Origin of the sequence: Actinoplanes italicus (assembly GCF_003001815.1) — a bacterium.
In the GTDB taxonomy this organism is placed as follows: Bacteria; Actinomycetota; Actinomycetes; order Mycobacteriales; family Micromonosporaceae; genus Actinoplanes; species Actinoplanes italicus.
Window position 1 is genome coordinate 200,022 of the sequence record NZ_PVMZ01000016.1, and the last position, 15,109, is coordinate 215,130.

11 protein-coding genes are annotated in these 15,109 nt (G+C 68.9%); 8 read left to right on the forward strand and 3 right to left on the reverse strand.

The annotated features are described in order from the left end of the window. The first annotated feature begins 182 nt into the window (after positions 1-182). Both CLV67_RS33250 and CLV67_RS53740 read left to right on the forward strand, forming a co-directional pair. Entirely contained in the window at positions 183-1,364 is a 1,182-nt protein-coding gene (locus CLV67_RS33250) for a right-handed parallel beta-helix repeat-containing protein (protein WP_106325544.1), read from the forward strand. A gap of 163 nt (positions 1,365-1,527) precedes the next feature. Next, a complete protein-coding gene (locus CLV67_RS53740) occupies positions 1,528-3,297 on the forward strand; it encodes a YhjD/YihY/BrkB family envelope integrity protein (protein ID WP_239166962.1) in 1,770 nt (589 codons plus the stop codon). Positions 3,298-4,478: 1,181 nt separating this feature from the next. Here CLV67_RS53740 and CLV67_RS33265 read toward each other — a convergent pair. The 3 genes from CLV67_RS33265 to CLV67_RS33275 form a co-directional block, all read right to left on the reverse strand. Further along, positions 4,479-4,922, reverse strand: a complete 444-nt coding sequence (locus tag CLV67_RS33265) for a nuclear transport factor 2 family protein (protein ID WP_106325546.1) — start codon at positions 4,920-4,922, stop codon at positions 4,479-4,481. A gap of 213 nt (positions 4,923-5,135) precedes the next feature. After that, a complete protein-coding gene (locus CLV67_RS33270) occupies positions 5,136-6,125 on the reverse strand; it encodes an acetylxylan esterase (RefSeq protein WP_106325548.1) in 990 nt (329 codons plus the stop codon). A gap of 69 nt (positions 6,126-6,194) precedes the next feature. After that, a complete protein-coding gene (locus tag CLV67_RS33275; RefSeq protein WP_106325550.1) occupies positions 6,195-7,232 on the reverse strand; it encodes a LacI family DNA-binding transcriptional regulator in 1,038 nt (345 codons plus the stop codon). A 222-nt stretch (positions 7,233-7,454) separates the two neighbouring features. Here CLV67_RS33275 and CLV67_RS33280 point away from each other — a divergent pair, with 222 nt between their 5' ends. The 6 genes from CLV67_RS33280 to CLV67_RS33305 are packed head-to-tail and all read left to right on the forward strand — an operon-like array spanning position 7,455 to position 15,076. Then, positions 7,455-8,408, forward strand: a complete 954-nt coding sequence (locus CLV67_RS33280; protein WP_239166286.1) for an ABC transporter permease — start codon at positions 7,455-7,457, stop codon at positions 8,406-8,408. A 2-nt stretch (positions 8,409-8,410) separates the two neighbouring features. Next, positions 8,411-9,274, forward strand: a complete 864-nt coding sequence (locus tag CLV67_RS33285; RefSeq protein WP_239166287.1) for a carbohydrate ABC transporter permease — start codon at positions 8,411-8,413, stop codon at positions 9,272-9,274. 12 nt (positions 9,275-9,286) lie between these two features. Continuing rightward, the gene (locus CLV67_RS33290) at positions 9,287-10,936 is read left to right on the forward strand and encodes an ABC transporter substrate-binding protein (RefSeq protein ID WP_106325556.1); all 1,650 of its coding nucleotides are present in this window, start codon (positions 9,287-9,289) and stop codon (positions 10,934-10,936) included. Further along, positions 10,936-12,405, forward strand: a complete 1,470-nt coding sequence (locus CLV67_RS33295; RefSeq protein WP_170154095.1) for a GH39 family glycosyl hydrolase — start codon at positions 10,936-10,938, stop codon at positions 12,403-12,405. The genes CLV67_RS33290 and CLV67_RS33295 overlap by 1 nt, the downstream gene beginning before the upstream one ends. Continuing rightward, complete coding sequence (locus CLV67_RS33300) at positions 12,402-13,085, forward strand: YesL family protein (protein ID WP_106325560.1); 684 nt, start codon at positions 12,402-12,404, stop codon at positions 13,083-13,085. The genes CLV67_RS33295 and CLV67_RS33300 overlap by 4 nt, the downstream gene beginning before the upstream one ends. Next, positions 13,082-15,076 carry a beta-galactosidase gene (locus CLV67_RS33305; RefSeq protein ID WP_106325561.1) on the forward strand — a complete coding sequence of 665 codons (1,995 nt, stop codon included), beginning with the start codon at positions 13,082-13,084 and terminating at the stop codon, positions 15,074-15,076. The genes CLV67_RS33300 and CLV67_RS33305 overlap by 4 nt, the downstream gene beginning before the upstream one ends. Positions 15,077-15,109: the final 33 nt, after the last annotated feature.

Genomic DNA, 15,109 nt, shown 5'->3' on the forward strand with positions numbered 1-15,109 from the left:
ATTGACCGTAAAATTGCCATCCGGGCTCGTCAATGCCTTTGCGTTTGCAGAAATGTTGCAGTGCACCCACCGCGAAGCCTGACGCATTGACTTGCTTCGACCGGTGCCGTAAGTTCCCGCCAGGAAAGCGCATTCCCCCACGTCCCGGCTGCCCCGAGTCGGTTGCGCTAAAGGAGATCCCCATGCGAATCAGGAATGTGCTGGCCGCGGCTGTCGCAGCGGCGGCCGTAATCGGCGGATTCCCCGCTCCCGCCTCGGCTGCCACCACCCTGTTCGTCGCCACCAACGGAAGCGACAACAACGCCGGCACCCAGTCGGCGCCCCTGGCCACCATTCAGAAGGCCATCAGCCTGATCACCGCGGGCGGCACGATCTCGCTCCGCGGTGGCACGTACGCGCTGGCGAGCAACATCCAGATCACCAAGAGCGGCACCTCGTCGGCGCCGATCACCCTCACCGCGTACGGCTCCGAGCGCGTGATCATCGACGGCGAGAATCTGGGCTACACGCCCGGCGCGGTCGGCTCGACGATCCCGGCCGCCCAGCGTGGCGCGATCCACATGGAGGCGTCGTACTGGAAGCTGATCGGCCTGGAGATCATCAACGGGCCGTACGGCGTGTACTGCGCCGGCTGCAACAACAACACCTTCGAGCGGCTCGTCACCCGCAACAACTACGAGACCGGCTTCCAGCTGCAGAACAGCTCGGCGAACAACCTGATCCTCAACCTCGACAGTTACGGCAACCGCGACCCGCGCAAGAACGGCGAGAGCGCCGACGGCCTCGGCATCAAGGAGGGCAGCGGCACCGGCAACGTGGTCCGCGGCGCCCGCCTGTGGAACAACGTCGACGACGGCTTCGACGCCTGGATGTTCACCTCGCCCATCACGATCCAGAACACGGTCGCGTACGGCAACGGCTACAACCGCTGGAGCATCCCCGACTTCTCCGGCGACGGCAACGGCCTCAAGCTGGGCGGCAGCAGCGGCACCGGCCCCGCCGCGGCCCACGCGGTCACCAACACGTTCTCGTACAGCAACGCCGCACACGGCTTCACCGACAACGGCAACACCGGAGCCATCACCATCAACCGCAGCACCGCCTGGAAGAACGCCAAGACCGGCTTCGACGTGGACGGCGGCTCCACCACCCGCCTGACCGCCAACCTGGCCGTCGGCAACAAGACCTCGGTGGCGCTCGGCTCCTCCACCGCCTCCGGCAACTCCTGGAACATCGGCGGCACCTGGACGTTCGTCTCCACCGACCAGGCGACGATCACCGGAGCCCGCAACGCCGACGGCTCGATCCGCTCCTCGAACTTCCTGGTCCCGTCCAACGGCTCCGCCGTAGGAGCCAAGATCTGAAGCCTTCCTCGGGTACGCCCACGCGCGCCCACGCCTCCGCAGAAGCTATCCGGTTGTGCGCTACCGCTGTCTCGCCGCACCTGAGACAGCGGTAGCGCACAACCGTCGCGCCCCGTCGTGGCGAGGCATGGGCGGCCGGGCCGCCGGGTAGGGACGCGGTGTGATGGCTGAGCGTTCCTCCGGACGGGTCGCGGTGCTCTGGCGACGGCTGCGCCACCGCGTCGGGTGGCTCGATCATCTGGTTCGCGCCGGGGTGCGCTACGACGAGGCCGACGGGGGCCGGCTGGCCGCCGCGGTGACGTACTACGCCTTCTTCGGGACCTTCGCGGCGTGGTTGATGGGCTTCGCCGCCTTCGGCTTCGTCCTGGACGACCCGCGAGTACTGCACGCGGTGGAGAACTATCTCGCGCAGGATCTGCCCGGTCTCGACGTGCGGGCGATGCGCGACGCCCGGACCACGGTCGGGGTCGTCGCCATCATCGGACTGCCGATCACCGGATGGTTCTGGGCGGATGCCTTCCGCTCGTCGATCCGCCGCATCTGGCGGCTCGCGGAGTATCCCGGCCGGCTGGCGAGCCGGGTGCTCGTCGACCTGGCTGTGCTCCTCGGCCTCGGCGTGCTGCTGGTGGCGTCGCTCGCGGCGGCGTACGCGACCACCGTCGCCGCGGGCCGGATCGCCGAGGTCGCCGATGCCGGCGACGCTGTGTCCCGGCTGTTGCTCGGCATCGTCGGGTTCCTGGTGGGAACCGGCGTGAACACGGCTCTGGCCTGCGGCGCGCTGACCGGGCTGCCCCGGATCCGGATGTCGTGGCGCCGCCTCCTCGGGCCGGCGGTGCTGGCCGGGGTGGCCATCGAACTGCTCAAGACGATCGGCAGCCGCTACATCCAGGCCATCGAGACCAATCCGGTGTACGGGCTGGTCGCCGGCTCGGTCGGTCTGCTGGTGCTGCTCAACGCGGTGAACCAGTTGCTGCTGTTCGCGGCCGCCCTCACCGCCACGAGTACGGCCGGCAGTCCGTCCGACCTGGCAACACGCGATCCGGACCGGGGCGAGGCGGCGGCCGATCGCGGACCGCGTGCGGCCGGCGCCATCGCGGCCCCATCGCTTCCGGCCGGGACTGTCCGCCCGTCGATCTACGCTGGTGCCATGACGACCCTTGCCGGCCGCACCATCGCGGCCCTGCGCAGCGAGCACGACGGGCTGGAAAGCCTCGTGCCGTCACTGTCCGCCGACCAGTTGACCGGCCCCTCCGGCGCCTCCGAATGGACGATCGCCGACGTCCTGTCTCACCTGGGCAGCGGCGCCGAGATCAGTCTGGCCGGTTTTCGCGGGTCGGTGGGCGAGGCCGAGGCGCCCGGCCCCGACTTCAACCAGAGCGTGTGGGACCGTTGGAACGCCCTGAGCCCGCAGGAGCAGGCCACCGGTGTGCTCGCGTCGGATCAGGCGCTGGTGACCAGCCTCGAGTCGGTGCCCGAGGACCGCCACGAGGACCTGCTCGTCAAGACCTTCCTGCCCGAGCCGGTGCCGCTCGCGTCGTTCGCGGCCCTGCGTCTGAGTGAGGTGGCCCAGCACACCTGGGACGTGCGTGCGGGCCTCGACCCGTCGGCGACCCTCGCCGAGGGCTCGGCCGAGGTGCTCGCCGAGCATCTCGTCGGCGGTCTGGGCTTCCTGCTCGGCTTCATCGGCAAGGCCAAGGAGGCCCCCGAGCACGCCGTCGTCGAGATCACCGGTACGCCGTACCGCATCGTCATCGACGAGTCGGTGCGGTTCACCACCGACACCCTGCCGGTGACGGCGACCTTCACGGGCCCGCTGGAGTCCGCGCTCCGGCTGCTCTACGGCCGTCTCGGCCCGGATCACACCGCGGCGGGCACCGACGTGACCGGCAACATCACCCTCGACGACCTGCGCGCCGTCTTTCCCGGCTTCTGACCGGGACGGGTAGCCACGCCGCTGGGGCTCGCCTTCTCGGCTGCCGTCACCGTGCCGACACGACCGGACGAGCCAACGGCCCGCGCACTGACACGGCTGGGCCGCGGGAGAGATTCCCGCGGCCCAACTCCGAGACGGTGTGCGGCAGAATGCGGCCCGGCTAGACACCTTTACGGTCAGGGTCTGTTTGGGGCTGGTGGGGACAACCCTTTCCCGGGCCGCCTGATCGCCCAGCCATGGGCGGCGAACCCTTCCCCAGACCGCCTGATCGCCCAGCCATGGGCGGCGAACCCTTCCTCAGACCGCCTGATCGCCCAGCCGTGGGCGGCGAACCCTTCCCCGGGCTGTTGATCGCCCAGCCGTGCCCGGCGACCCCTTCCCCAGACCGCCTGATCGCCCAGCCATGGGCGGCGAACCCTTCCCCGGGCTGTTGATCGCCCAGCCGTGCCCGGCGACCCCTTCCCCAGACCGCCTGATCGCCCAGCCATGGGCGGCGAACCCTTCCCCGGGCTGTTGATCGCCCAGCCGTGCCCGGCGACCCCTTCCCCAGACCGCCTGATCGCCCAGCCATGGGCGGCGAACCCTTCCCCGGGCTGTTGATCGCCCAGCCGTGCCCGGCGACCCCTTCCCCAGACCGCCTGATCGCCCAGCCATGGGCGGTGAACCCTTTACCGGGCCGGAAGCAGCGATATCCCGGAGCCCGGCTCCGAAAACGGCCCTAGTTGATCGTCCAGCACCGGATCGCGGCGGTAACCCACCCCGCGAGCCCGGAGCCCACGACGGTAACGCCCGGCCATCAGCCGACCGAGCGCCACCGACGGCTCAAACGAATGCGGCTGACGGGCCGGGAACCCCGACTGCGAAAGGTGTCTAGCGCGACTTTCGCAGTATCCGGCGTCGCGCCGTCCGCTGCGTGGTGACCTACGCCCGGATACACGCCACAGATCACCACGCACACCGCCGACCCCCGACAGCGTGGTGACCTACGCCCGCATACACGCCACAGATCACCACGCACACCGCCGACCCCCGACAGCGCGGTGACCTACGCCCACATACGCGCCACAGATCACCACGCTGGCAGGAGAATCGCGGCGACGGCGGGAGGGGTCAGCGCCAGGCGGGTCCGGTCCGGCCGGCGGCGCGGACTGGGTTCACCCGGTGGGCGGCGTCCAGCATGGTCAGGCGCCGGTGTACTGCTTGAGCATGTCGCCCCAGCCGGCCTGGATCATGCTGGTGAAGCGCCACGAACCGTCGACCTTGGCCATCACGTCGGCGTAGCGCATGTGCAGGGTCTGGTCGTCGGTGGTGACCGTCGAGTCGGTGACGACCACGGCGAGGTCGGCGTTGAGGAACACCGGCCGCCGCTCGTTGTCGATCTTCGCGGTGGTGGCGGCCATGCTCATGCTCCGGACGAACGTCTCCCGGTCCCACTGCTGGCTGACACACTCCCCGGCGGAGTCGTTGGTCGTCACCGTCAGCGGGAACCGGGCGACGTCGGCCATCGCCTCGACGTCGTTGTCACGCGCGAGGCCGTCGTAGCGGTCGAACCAGGCCAGGAGCGTGCGTACCTGCTCCGGCGACGGGGTGAACGCCGCGGCGGCGAGCGGGCTCTGTTCGGTCAAGGCAACCTCCGGGGAACAAGGACCAGAAACTCCGTGCAGTATACAGAGTTTATGACCGAACGCCGACCCGATCAGAGAAGGGGCGCGGGTTCAGCGGACCGCCGCCGACCCGCCCAGGCAGGAGCGGGACGTCAGCGGACCGCCGCCGACCCGCCCAGGCAGGAGCGGGACGTCAGCGGGCCGCCGCCGACCCGCCCAGGCAGGAGCGGGACGTCAGCGGGCTGCCGCCGGGCCGGGTTGAAGCCGCGGGTTCAGCCATCGGAGCTGGTCACGGACGTGGTAGGCGTCGCCGTGCTCATGGCCGTTGTAGGCGTAGGTGCGCACGATCTTCTCGGCGGCGGCGTAGTGGTTGAAGGCGGCGAAGCCGGTGCTCGGCGGGCACACCGTGTCCCGCAGGCCGACGCCGAAATGGGCCGGAGCGGTGGCCCGGCGGGCGAAGTTGACGGCGTCGACGTACGACAGGGTGTGCCACACGGCCTTCTCGGCGTCGCGGTGCACGGACAGGTAGGTGGCGATCTCGCCGTAGGGGGCGTTGTCGGTCAGGTCGACGGCCCGCCGGATGTGGCACAGGAACGGAGCCGACACGAGGACCGCGGCCAGGTCCGGGATCAGGCCGGCGACAGCCAGCGCGAGGCCGCCGCCCTGACTGTTGCCGACCACGGCGACGCGGGCCGGATCGACGCCGGGCAGGGCACGCAGCGCGGAGACGGCGCGGACGGCGTCGGTGATCAGGCGGCGGTAGTAGTGGTCGTACGGGGAAAGGATGCCCCTGGTCATGAGACCGGGACCGCCGGGTGCCGTGCCGGACGGGTCGGGCGTGTCGCCGCCGGAACCGTACTGGTCACCCTGGCCGCGGTTGTCCATCAACAGGTGGGCGTAGCCGGCCGCCGGCCAGGTGAGCCGTTCGTGCGGTAGGCCCCGGCCACGCCCGTACCCGGCGAACTCGATCACCGCCGGGAGCGGCTCGGCGACTCCGGCCGGGCGGGTGTGCCACGCACGGACCGGTTCACCCGCGAAGCCGCCGAACGTGACGTCCCAGCAGTCGAGCAGCGCCAGATCGTTCGGAGCCGGGCGGACGTCCACCAGGGCCGGCCCGGCGGCCTGGGCGAGCGTCGACGCCCAGAAGCCGTCGAAGTCGTCGGGCTCCGGCACCTCCGGCAGGTAGCGCTCCAGCTGGTCGAGCGGCATATCGAAAGCAGCCATGTCTTCCTCGGGGAGGCGGGCGGCCAGGCGGCGCGGGCCGGAAGGGAGGGAGGGAAGGGAGAACGGCGGTCAGGCGGCGGGGTTCGGGCGGAAACGAGGCGGGGCGGTGGTCTCGCGGATGACCAGCTCGGTGACGAGGTCGACGCGGGTCATCGGCACGTCGGCGCCGCGAGCCAGGTCGAGCAGCATGCGGGCGGCCGTTCCGCCCATGTCGGGCAGGTTCTGGTCGACGGTGGTCAGCGCGGTGGCGGCCCAGGCGGACATCGGCACGTTGTCGTAGCCGACGACCGACACGTCGGCAGGGACCTGCAGGCCGAGCCGGCGAGCCGCGCGGATGACACCCATGGCCTGCATGTCGGAGCCGGCGAAGACGGCGGTGGGCCGGTCGGGCCCGCTCAGCATTTCTAGGCCGATCTCGTATCCGCTCTGCCCGGTGAACGCGCCGTAGCGGACCAGGGCCGGGTCGATCGGCGCACCGGCGTCGTCGTGCGCGGAGCGGTAACCGGCCACGCGGGCGCGGGCACACAGCACGTCGGCCGGACCGGAGATCACGGCGATCCGCCGATGCCCGAGTTCGAGCAGGTGGCGGGTGGCCAGGAGGCCGCCGTTGAAATTGTTGGAGCCGACTGTCGGGACCGAGGCCGCGGTGGCGCTGTCGGTGTCGAGCACGACGAACGGGATCCGCTGCCGGAGCAGGAGCTTGCGCTGGCTCTCGGTCGGATGACAGAGCACCAGCAGCACGCCGAGCGGGCTGCGCACGAGCAGGTCGTCGGCCCAGTGGCGGGGCGGCCGGTGCTTGCCGCCGAGCTGGGAGATCACCAGCTCGACCCGGGCCGGCGCGGTGACCGCCTCGACACCGCGGATGACCTCCATGGCCCAGGCCGTGTCGAACTCGTGGAAGACGAGGTCGACGTGGCCGGTGATGGCCGGGAGCCTGCGGTTGCGCCGGCGGTACCCGTGCCGCTGCAGGCTCGCCTCGACACGCGCGCGGGTCTGCGCGGCCACGTCGGCGCGCCCGTTGAGGACTTTGGACACGGTCGTCACCGACACGCCGACGTCGTTCGCGATGAGGGCGATCGTTGCCGGACTCTCAGCGGGCTTCATCATCGGAAATCACGCACCAACGCCGGTAGTTGCGGCGCGAGTTTCGCTCCGCATTCCCGGCACCATACCGACCAGCCATTGACCAAGTCCACTGTTGATCACCATCCGGCAAGCGCTTTCATCAGCCTTGACATGTGTTCGTAACGGACTTAGGTTCGCCGCCAGACATCCGGTTTCGCCACGAAAGTTTCGGACGGCTGGTCAATGATCCTCACCGACTCCACTGTGCCTACCGACGCCACCAAGGACCCACCCGAGGCCCCGATGCGGCCGCGCCGCCGCTCGTGGGGACGGGCCCTGCGCCGCGACTGGCAGCTGTACTCGCTGGCCGTACTCCCTCTGGTGTTCTTTTTGATCTTTCGCTATCTGCCGATGATCGGGAACGTCATCGCCTTCCGGCGGTACGAGCCGGGCGGTGACCTGTTCGGCGAGTACTGGGTCGGCCTGCGCTATTTCCGGATGTTCCTGGCCGACCCGACGTTCTGGCAGGTCTTCACCAACACCGTGGTGATCGGCGGGCTCACGCTGCTGTTCTGTTTCCCGCTGCCGGTCATGCTGGCGCTGCTGCTCAACGAGGTCCGCACGCGGTGGCTCAAAGGTTTCGTGCAGACGGTGTCCTATCTGCCGCACTTCCTGTCCATCGTGGTCGTGGCCGGCCTGATCCTGCAGACGGTCTCGGTCGACGGCGTGATCAACCAGGGGCTCCGGGCGCTCGGGCAAGACCCGGTCGCGTTCATCCAGGACCCCGACTGGTTCCGCACGATCTACGTGTCGTCGGAGGTCTGGCAGACCGTCGGGTGGGGCACGATCCTCTACCTCGCGGCACTCACGACGATCGACGAGGACCTGTACGACCAGGCGCGTGTCGACGGCGCGAGCCGCTGGCGGCAGACCTGGCACGTGACCCTGCCCGGCATCCGTCCGACGATGATCACGCTGCTGATCCTCAACATCGGCACGTTCCTGGCGGTCGGGTTCGAGAAGGTCCTCCTGCTGTACAACCCGCTCACCTACGAGACCGCGGACGTCGTCGCCACCTACCTGTACCGGGTCGGCATCGTCTCCGGCAGCTTCAGTTACGCCGCCGCCATCGGCCTGTTCGAGTCGCTGATCGGCCTGATCCTGGTGCTGAGCGCCAACTCACTGTCGCGACGAGTGGCGGGAACGAGCCTGTGGTAGGCGTGACCCGGGGCTACCGGGTGTTCCAGACGGTCAACGGGTTCGTGCTGGCCATCGTGGTCGCGGTGACGCTGTTCCCGTTCATCCACGTGCTGGCCCGCTCGTTCAGCGGCGAGCAGGAGATCCGGTCCGGGCAGGTCTCGATCTGGCCGAAGGGGTTCAACGTCACCACGTACGAGAAGGTGATGTCCGATCCGATCTTCTGGGTCAACTATCGCAACACCGTGTTCTACACGGTCGTGGCCACCGCGATCGCGCTGGTCCTGACCACCTGCTACGCGTACGTGCTGTCGAAGAAGCATCTCAAGGGGCGCGGCCTGCTCGTCGGGATCGCCGTCTTCACGATGTTCTTCAACGGCGGCCTCATCCCCAACTACGTGCTGGTCAGCTCGCTCGGTCTGCGCAACACCCTGTGGGCCATCGTGCTGCCGAACGCGATCAGCGTCTTCAACGTGCTCGTCATGAAGGCGTTCTTCGAGAGCCTGCCGGTCGAACTCGAGGAGGCGGCCGCCGTCGACGGCAGCGGCACGTACGGCACCCTGCTGCGGATCGTGCTTCCGCTGTCGAAGGCCGTGCTCGCCACGATGCTGCTGTTCTACGCGGTCAGCTTCTGGAACTCCTGGTTCGCCGGGTTCCTCTACATGGACCGGCAGGAACTGTTCCCCGTCACCGTCTATCTGCGCAATCTGATCGCCGGCGCGACCTCGGGCACCGACAACACCGCCACCAGCGAGGCCGCGCTGCAGATCGCCGCGAGCATCCAGGCCGTCACGATCGTCCTGATCATGCTGCCGATCATGCTCGTCTACCCCTTCATCCAGCGCTATTTCGTCTCCGGCGTCATGCTCGGCGCCGTCAAAGGCTAGGAGCACTCCCCCATGATCCAGCTGACCAGACGTCATCTTCTGACCGCCGCGGGTGCCGCGGCCGTGGCCGCCGGGCTGTCCGCCTGCAGCGACGACGGCGAGGGCTCCACCGAGGGCCTCGACGGCAAGCGTGCCGGTGCGATGGAGGGTTTCAAGGCCGGTGACCAGTTCAAGGCCACCGAGCCGCTGTCCTTCTCGATCATGATGCTCAGCAACCAGGCGTACCCGTACAAGGCGGATTGGCCGTTCTTCAAGGAACTGACCGCCCGGACCAACGTGACGCTGGAGTCGACCGCCGTGCCGGGCAGCGACTACAACCAGAAGCGCAGCGTCGTGGTCAGTGCGGGCGACGCTCCGATGATCATCCCGAAGACGTACCACCCGGACGAGGAGGCGTTCATCGCCGGCGGCGCGATCCTGCCGGTCAGTGACTACGTCGACCTGATGCCACATTTCAAGGACAAGGTCGCCCGCTGGAACCTGCAGGCCAACCTGGACGGGTTCAAGGCGGAGGACGGCAAGTACTACCTGCTGCCGGGCCTGCACGAGAACACCTGGCAGGACTACTCGCTCGCGGTGCGCACCGACGTCATGGAGAAGCTGAAGCTGACGGCGCCCACGACCTGGGACGACCTGACCGGCGTGCTGCGCGAGATGAAGAAGGCGTACCCGGACCAGTACCCGCTGTCGGACCGCTGGAGCACTCCCCCGCAGCCGGGCGCGAACAACCTGTTCAACCTGGTCGGCACCTCGTACGGCACGCGGGCCGGCTGGGGCTGGAACCCGATGGAGTGGGACGCCACCGCCGCCAGGTTCGTCTACTCCGGCAGCATGGACCAGTACCGGCAGACGCTCGAGTACGTGCACAACCTGGTGAAGGAAGGCCTGCTCGACCCGGAGAGCTTCACTCAGACCGACGACGTGGCCCGGCAGAAGTTCGCCACCGGCAAGTCGTTCGTGATGAGCTGCAACGCGCAGACCCTGGTGAACGAGGCCCGCAAGGACATCGCCAAGCTTCCCGGCGCGAAGGTCGCCAAGATGATCCTGCCGATCGGACCGGCCGGCGCCACCCTGCCCGGCCACACCCGCCTGGAGAACGGCATCATGATCTCCAAGAAGGCGCTCGAGTCGAAGAACTTCGTGGCCATGATGCAGTTCATCGACTGGCTGTGGTATTCGGACGCCGGCCTGATGTTCAGCAAGTGGGGCATCGAGGGCCAGACCTACACCGGCAAGGTCGACGACGGCTCCTTCAAACTCGACCCGGGTATCAAGTGGGCCGGCCTCAACCCGGACGCCACCAAGGATCTGCAGGTCGACTACGGGTTCTTCAACGGCGTCTTCGCGTACGGCGGCAGCACCGCCATGCTCAACTCGCAGTTCTCCGAGGAGGAGAAGGCGTTCCAGGCCGAGATGAACAAGCGTGAGATCCGCCCGGTCGCGCCGCCCGCGCCGCTCACCATCGAGGAGCGCGAGCAGGTCACGCTCTGGGACTCGGCGCTCAAGGACCACGTCTTCCAGAACACGCTGAAGTTCGCTCTCGGACAGCGGCCGCTGTCCGAATGGGACGCCTACGTCAAGGAACTGGAGGGCAAGAACGCCACGAAGTACGTGGACATCGTCAACAAGGCGTACGAGCGCTACAAGAAGGCGCACGGCTGATGGACGCCTGGCGGGCCTGCGTCGGCACCGGTCGCATGGACCTGGCGCTGCGCCACGACTATCAGGAATCGCTGGCCCTCATCCAGCGGGAGATCGGTTTCCGGCACATCCGCGGGCACGGGCTGTTCAGCGACGGCATGGGCATCTACCGGCCCTACTCCTTTCTGGACGACGAGCACGTACGGCACTCGTTCACCTATCTCGACCAGGTAGTCGACACCTATCTCGAGCTGGACGTCCGTCCCTTTCTCGAGCTGGGATTCATGCCGGACCAGCTCGCGTCCGGGCCCGAGACGGTGTTCTGGTGGAAGGGCAACATCACCCCGCCGCGGTCCTGGTCGGCGTGGGCCGACCTGGTCCGCGCGACGGTCACGCACCTCGTCGACCGTTACGGTCTCGCCGAGGTGCGGCAATGGCCGATCGAGGTGTGGAACGAGCCGAACCTGCCGCAGTTCTGGCTGAACGCGGACGCCGACGCCTATCACCGGCTGTACGAGACCACCGCGAAGACGATCAAGGAGGTGGACGCGGAACTGCAGGTCGGCGGCCCGGCCATCTCCCCCGGCACGGACAAGTATCTGGAGACGTTCGCCGACTTCGTCATCGACAACGACGTGCCGATCGATTTCGTGAGCCGGCACGCGTACACCTCCGGCCCGGCCTTTCACGTGCCGTTCGGAACACATCAGACCCTGGCGCCGGCGTCACGATTGCTGGAACAGTTCGCGCTGCCCCGCAAACAGCTCGCCGGCACCCCGCTCGCGGATCTGCCCGTGCACATCACCGAGTTCAACTCGTCCTACCGGCCGGACAACCCGATCCACGACACGGCATTCCACGCCGCATATCTGGCGCCGGTGATCGCCACCGGCGGCGACCTCGCCGACTCGTTCTCCTACTGGACGTTCAGCGACATGTTCGAGGAGGAGGGCGTGCCGACCGCGCTCTTCCACGGCGGTTTCGGACTGCTCACCCACCGGCAGATCAAGAAGCCGACCTTCCATCTGTACGCCTTCATGGCGCGCATGGGCGGCCCGGAACTGTCCCGCGGTCCCGACCATCTGATCAGCGCCGATTCCACGGGCCGGGTGACCGTCCTGGCCTGGGCACCGGTCGACTGCACCGATCTGCGGAACTCCCCGGAAACGCATCACCTGCGATTGTCGTTTCCGGTCAGCGGCCCGTCGGCGTTCGTGCTCCGGTCGCGGGTCGGCGAGGAGCACGGCAACGTGTGGGCGGCGTGGCGGGAGATGGGCTCGCCCCGATCGCCGCTGCCCCGCCAGCTGGACTGGCTGCGCGAGGCCGCCGAACCGGCCCGCGAACACGGCCGTCTCCCGGTCACCGACGGGCGCGCACACCTCGATCTGACGCTCGGCCGGCACGAGGTGACCCTGCTGGAGATCACTCCCGTCGCCGACGAGACACCGTCCTGGTGGAACGACTCGCACCTGCTCGGAGGACCGTCGTGAGCACGTCGGTGGAGCAGCGGTTCGGCACCGGCACCCTGTCGCAGGGCGCCGCGATGATCTACACGCTACTCGCCGTCGAGCTGGCGCTACTGATCACCGCGGCGCCCGGGCTGGTGCTGCTCGTGCTGCTCGAACCGGACGCGTCGAACCTGCCGCTGGCCGCCCTGTGCGCGTTGCCTGCCGGGCCGGCGCTGTCCGCGGCGATCTACGCCATCCATCACCGGCGGCTCGACCTGACCGACCTGCGCCCGGGCTTCGCGTTCTGGCGCGGCTACCGGCTCAACGCCCGTGGTGCGCTGGCGATCTGGGTGATGTGGCTGGTGTGGGTGACGATCCTCGGGATGAACCTGGCCGGACTCGGGGCGAGCGGGCTGCCCGGCTGGTGGGCCGGGCCGCTCGTGCTCGTCGGGACCGGGGCGACACTGTGGATGCTGAACGCCCTGGTGATCACGTCACTGTTCGAGTTCCGCACCCGCGATGTGGTGCGCCTTTCCGCGTACCTCATGATCCGTTGCCCCGGGGTGACCGTCAGCAACCTCTGTCTACTGATCGCCGCGGCGGCAGGCGTCTGGCTCTGGTCCGAGGCCGCCCTCGCCCTCGCCGGATCGCTGCTGGTCCTGATGCTGCTCGGCAACGCCCGCAACCTGATCGCCATCGTCCGCGAGGAATACACCCGATGAAGATCCGGTACGGCGGCGACTACAACCCGGAGCAGTGGCCGAAGGAGGTGTGGGAGGAGGATCATCGCCTGTTCGACGAGGCGCGCATCGACACGCTCACCGTCGGTGTGTTCACGTGGGCGCTGACCCAGCCCGCCCCGGACGTCTACGACTTCACCACCCTGGACCGCATCGTCGAACGGGCGGCCGCTGCCGGGCGCGGGATCTGCCTGGCCACCGGCACCGGCGCGCACCCCGCCTGGATGGCGCGCGCCCATCCGTCGGTGACCCGCACCGACTTCGAGGGCCGCAGGCACCGGTTCGGCCAGCGGCACAACTCCTGCCCCAGCTCGCCGGAGTTCCGGCGGCTCTCCGCCGAGATGGCCCGGCGGATCGCGCGACGCTACGCCGGACATCCGGCGATCGTCGCGTGGCACGTCGGCAACGAGTACGGCGGCGCCTGCTACTGCGACCTGTGCGCCGCCGGATTCCGGGACTGGCTGCGCTCGCGGTACGGCTCCCTGTCCGCATTGAACGCCGCCTGGTACACCACGTTCTGGTCGCACACGTTCACCGGCTGGGACGAGATCGAGCCGCCGAACGCCCTGACCGAGCACTGGCGCGGCCCCGACCACACCGCCTTCCAGGGCATCACCCTCGACTACCTGCGGTTCATGTCCGACGCGATGCTCGCCAACTACTGCGACGAGAAGGCCGCCGTCCGCGAGTCCGATCCGGACACTCCGGTCACCACCAACTTCATGGGCCTGTACCGGCCGATCGACTACCACCGGTGGGCGCCGCACCTCGACTTCGCCTCCTGGGACAACTACCCGCCCGACGACCGCTCCCCCGCACGGATGGCGCTCGCCCACGACCTGACGCGCGGCCTCAAGGACGGGCAGCCGTTCTGGCTCATGGAACAGACACCCAGCGTCACCGCCTGCCGCGACGTCAACCCGCTCAAGCGCCCCGGCGTGATGCGGCTGTGGAGCTGGCAGGCCGTCGCCCACGGCGCCGACGCGGTGCTGTTCTTCCAGATGCGCGCCGGGCGCGGCGCCAGCGAGAAATACCACGGTGCGGTCATCGGCCATGCGGGCCGGTCCGACACCCGGGTCTTCCGGGAGATCTCCTCTCTCGGTACGGAACTCGAGCGCCTCGGTGCGGCCACGCTCGGTGCGCGTACCCCGGCGCGGGTGGCGCTGCTGTTCGACTGGGACAGCTGGTGGGCGCTGGAGATCTCCGACGGGCCGTCACGGCTGGTGAAGTACCTGGACGTGGTCACCACCCATCACCGGGCACTGTGGCAGCTCGGCGCCGACGTCGACGTCCTCCCCGTCACCGCCTCGCTGGACGCCTACGACGTGGTGGTCGCGCCGGCCCTGCACATGGTCAAGGGTGACCTGGCGTCGCGCCTGTCGGCGGTCGCCGAGCGCGGCGGAACGGTGCTGACGACATTCCTGTCCGGACGGGTCGACGAGGACGACAACGCGTTCCTTGCCGACGTCCCCGGCCCCCTTGGTCCACTGTTCGGGGTGCGGGTCGACGAGTGGGACGCCCGCGAGCCCGACTACGTCAACCCGGTCACCATCGGCGACGAGACCTTCGCGTCACGCCTGCTGTTCGAGCTGGTCATCCCACAGGGCGCCACGGTCGTCGGCACCTATGGGGCCGACTTCTACGCGGGTACGGCCGCGGTCACCCGCAACGACGTCGGCGCGGGACAGGCGTGGTACATCGGGGCGGGCCTCGATCCCGGCGGCGTCGAGCGGGTGATCAGGGAGGTACTGGCCGGGCACGGGTTGCTCGGACCGTGCGCCGGCCTGCACGACGTGGAGACCGCGACCCGGGTCGCTCCGGACGGCACCGCGTTCCTGTTCGTCCTCAACCACAACCCGGAACCGGTCGTCCTGCCGCCACTCGACGGTGTCGACCTGCTGACCGGCGAACCACCGGGAACCCTCGGACCGCACGGGGTGCTGATCCTCACGACCGAGGCCGCCGGCCGTTAGCAGACCCGAGATACGGCTGACAGCCACACACCC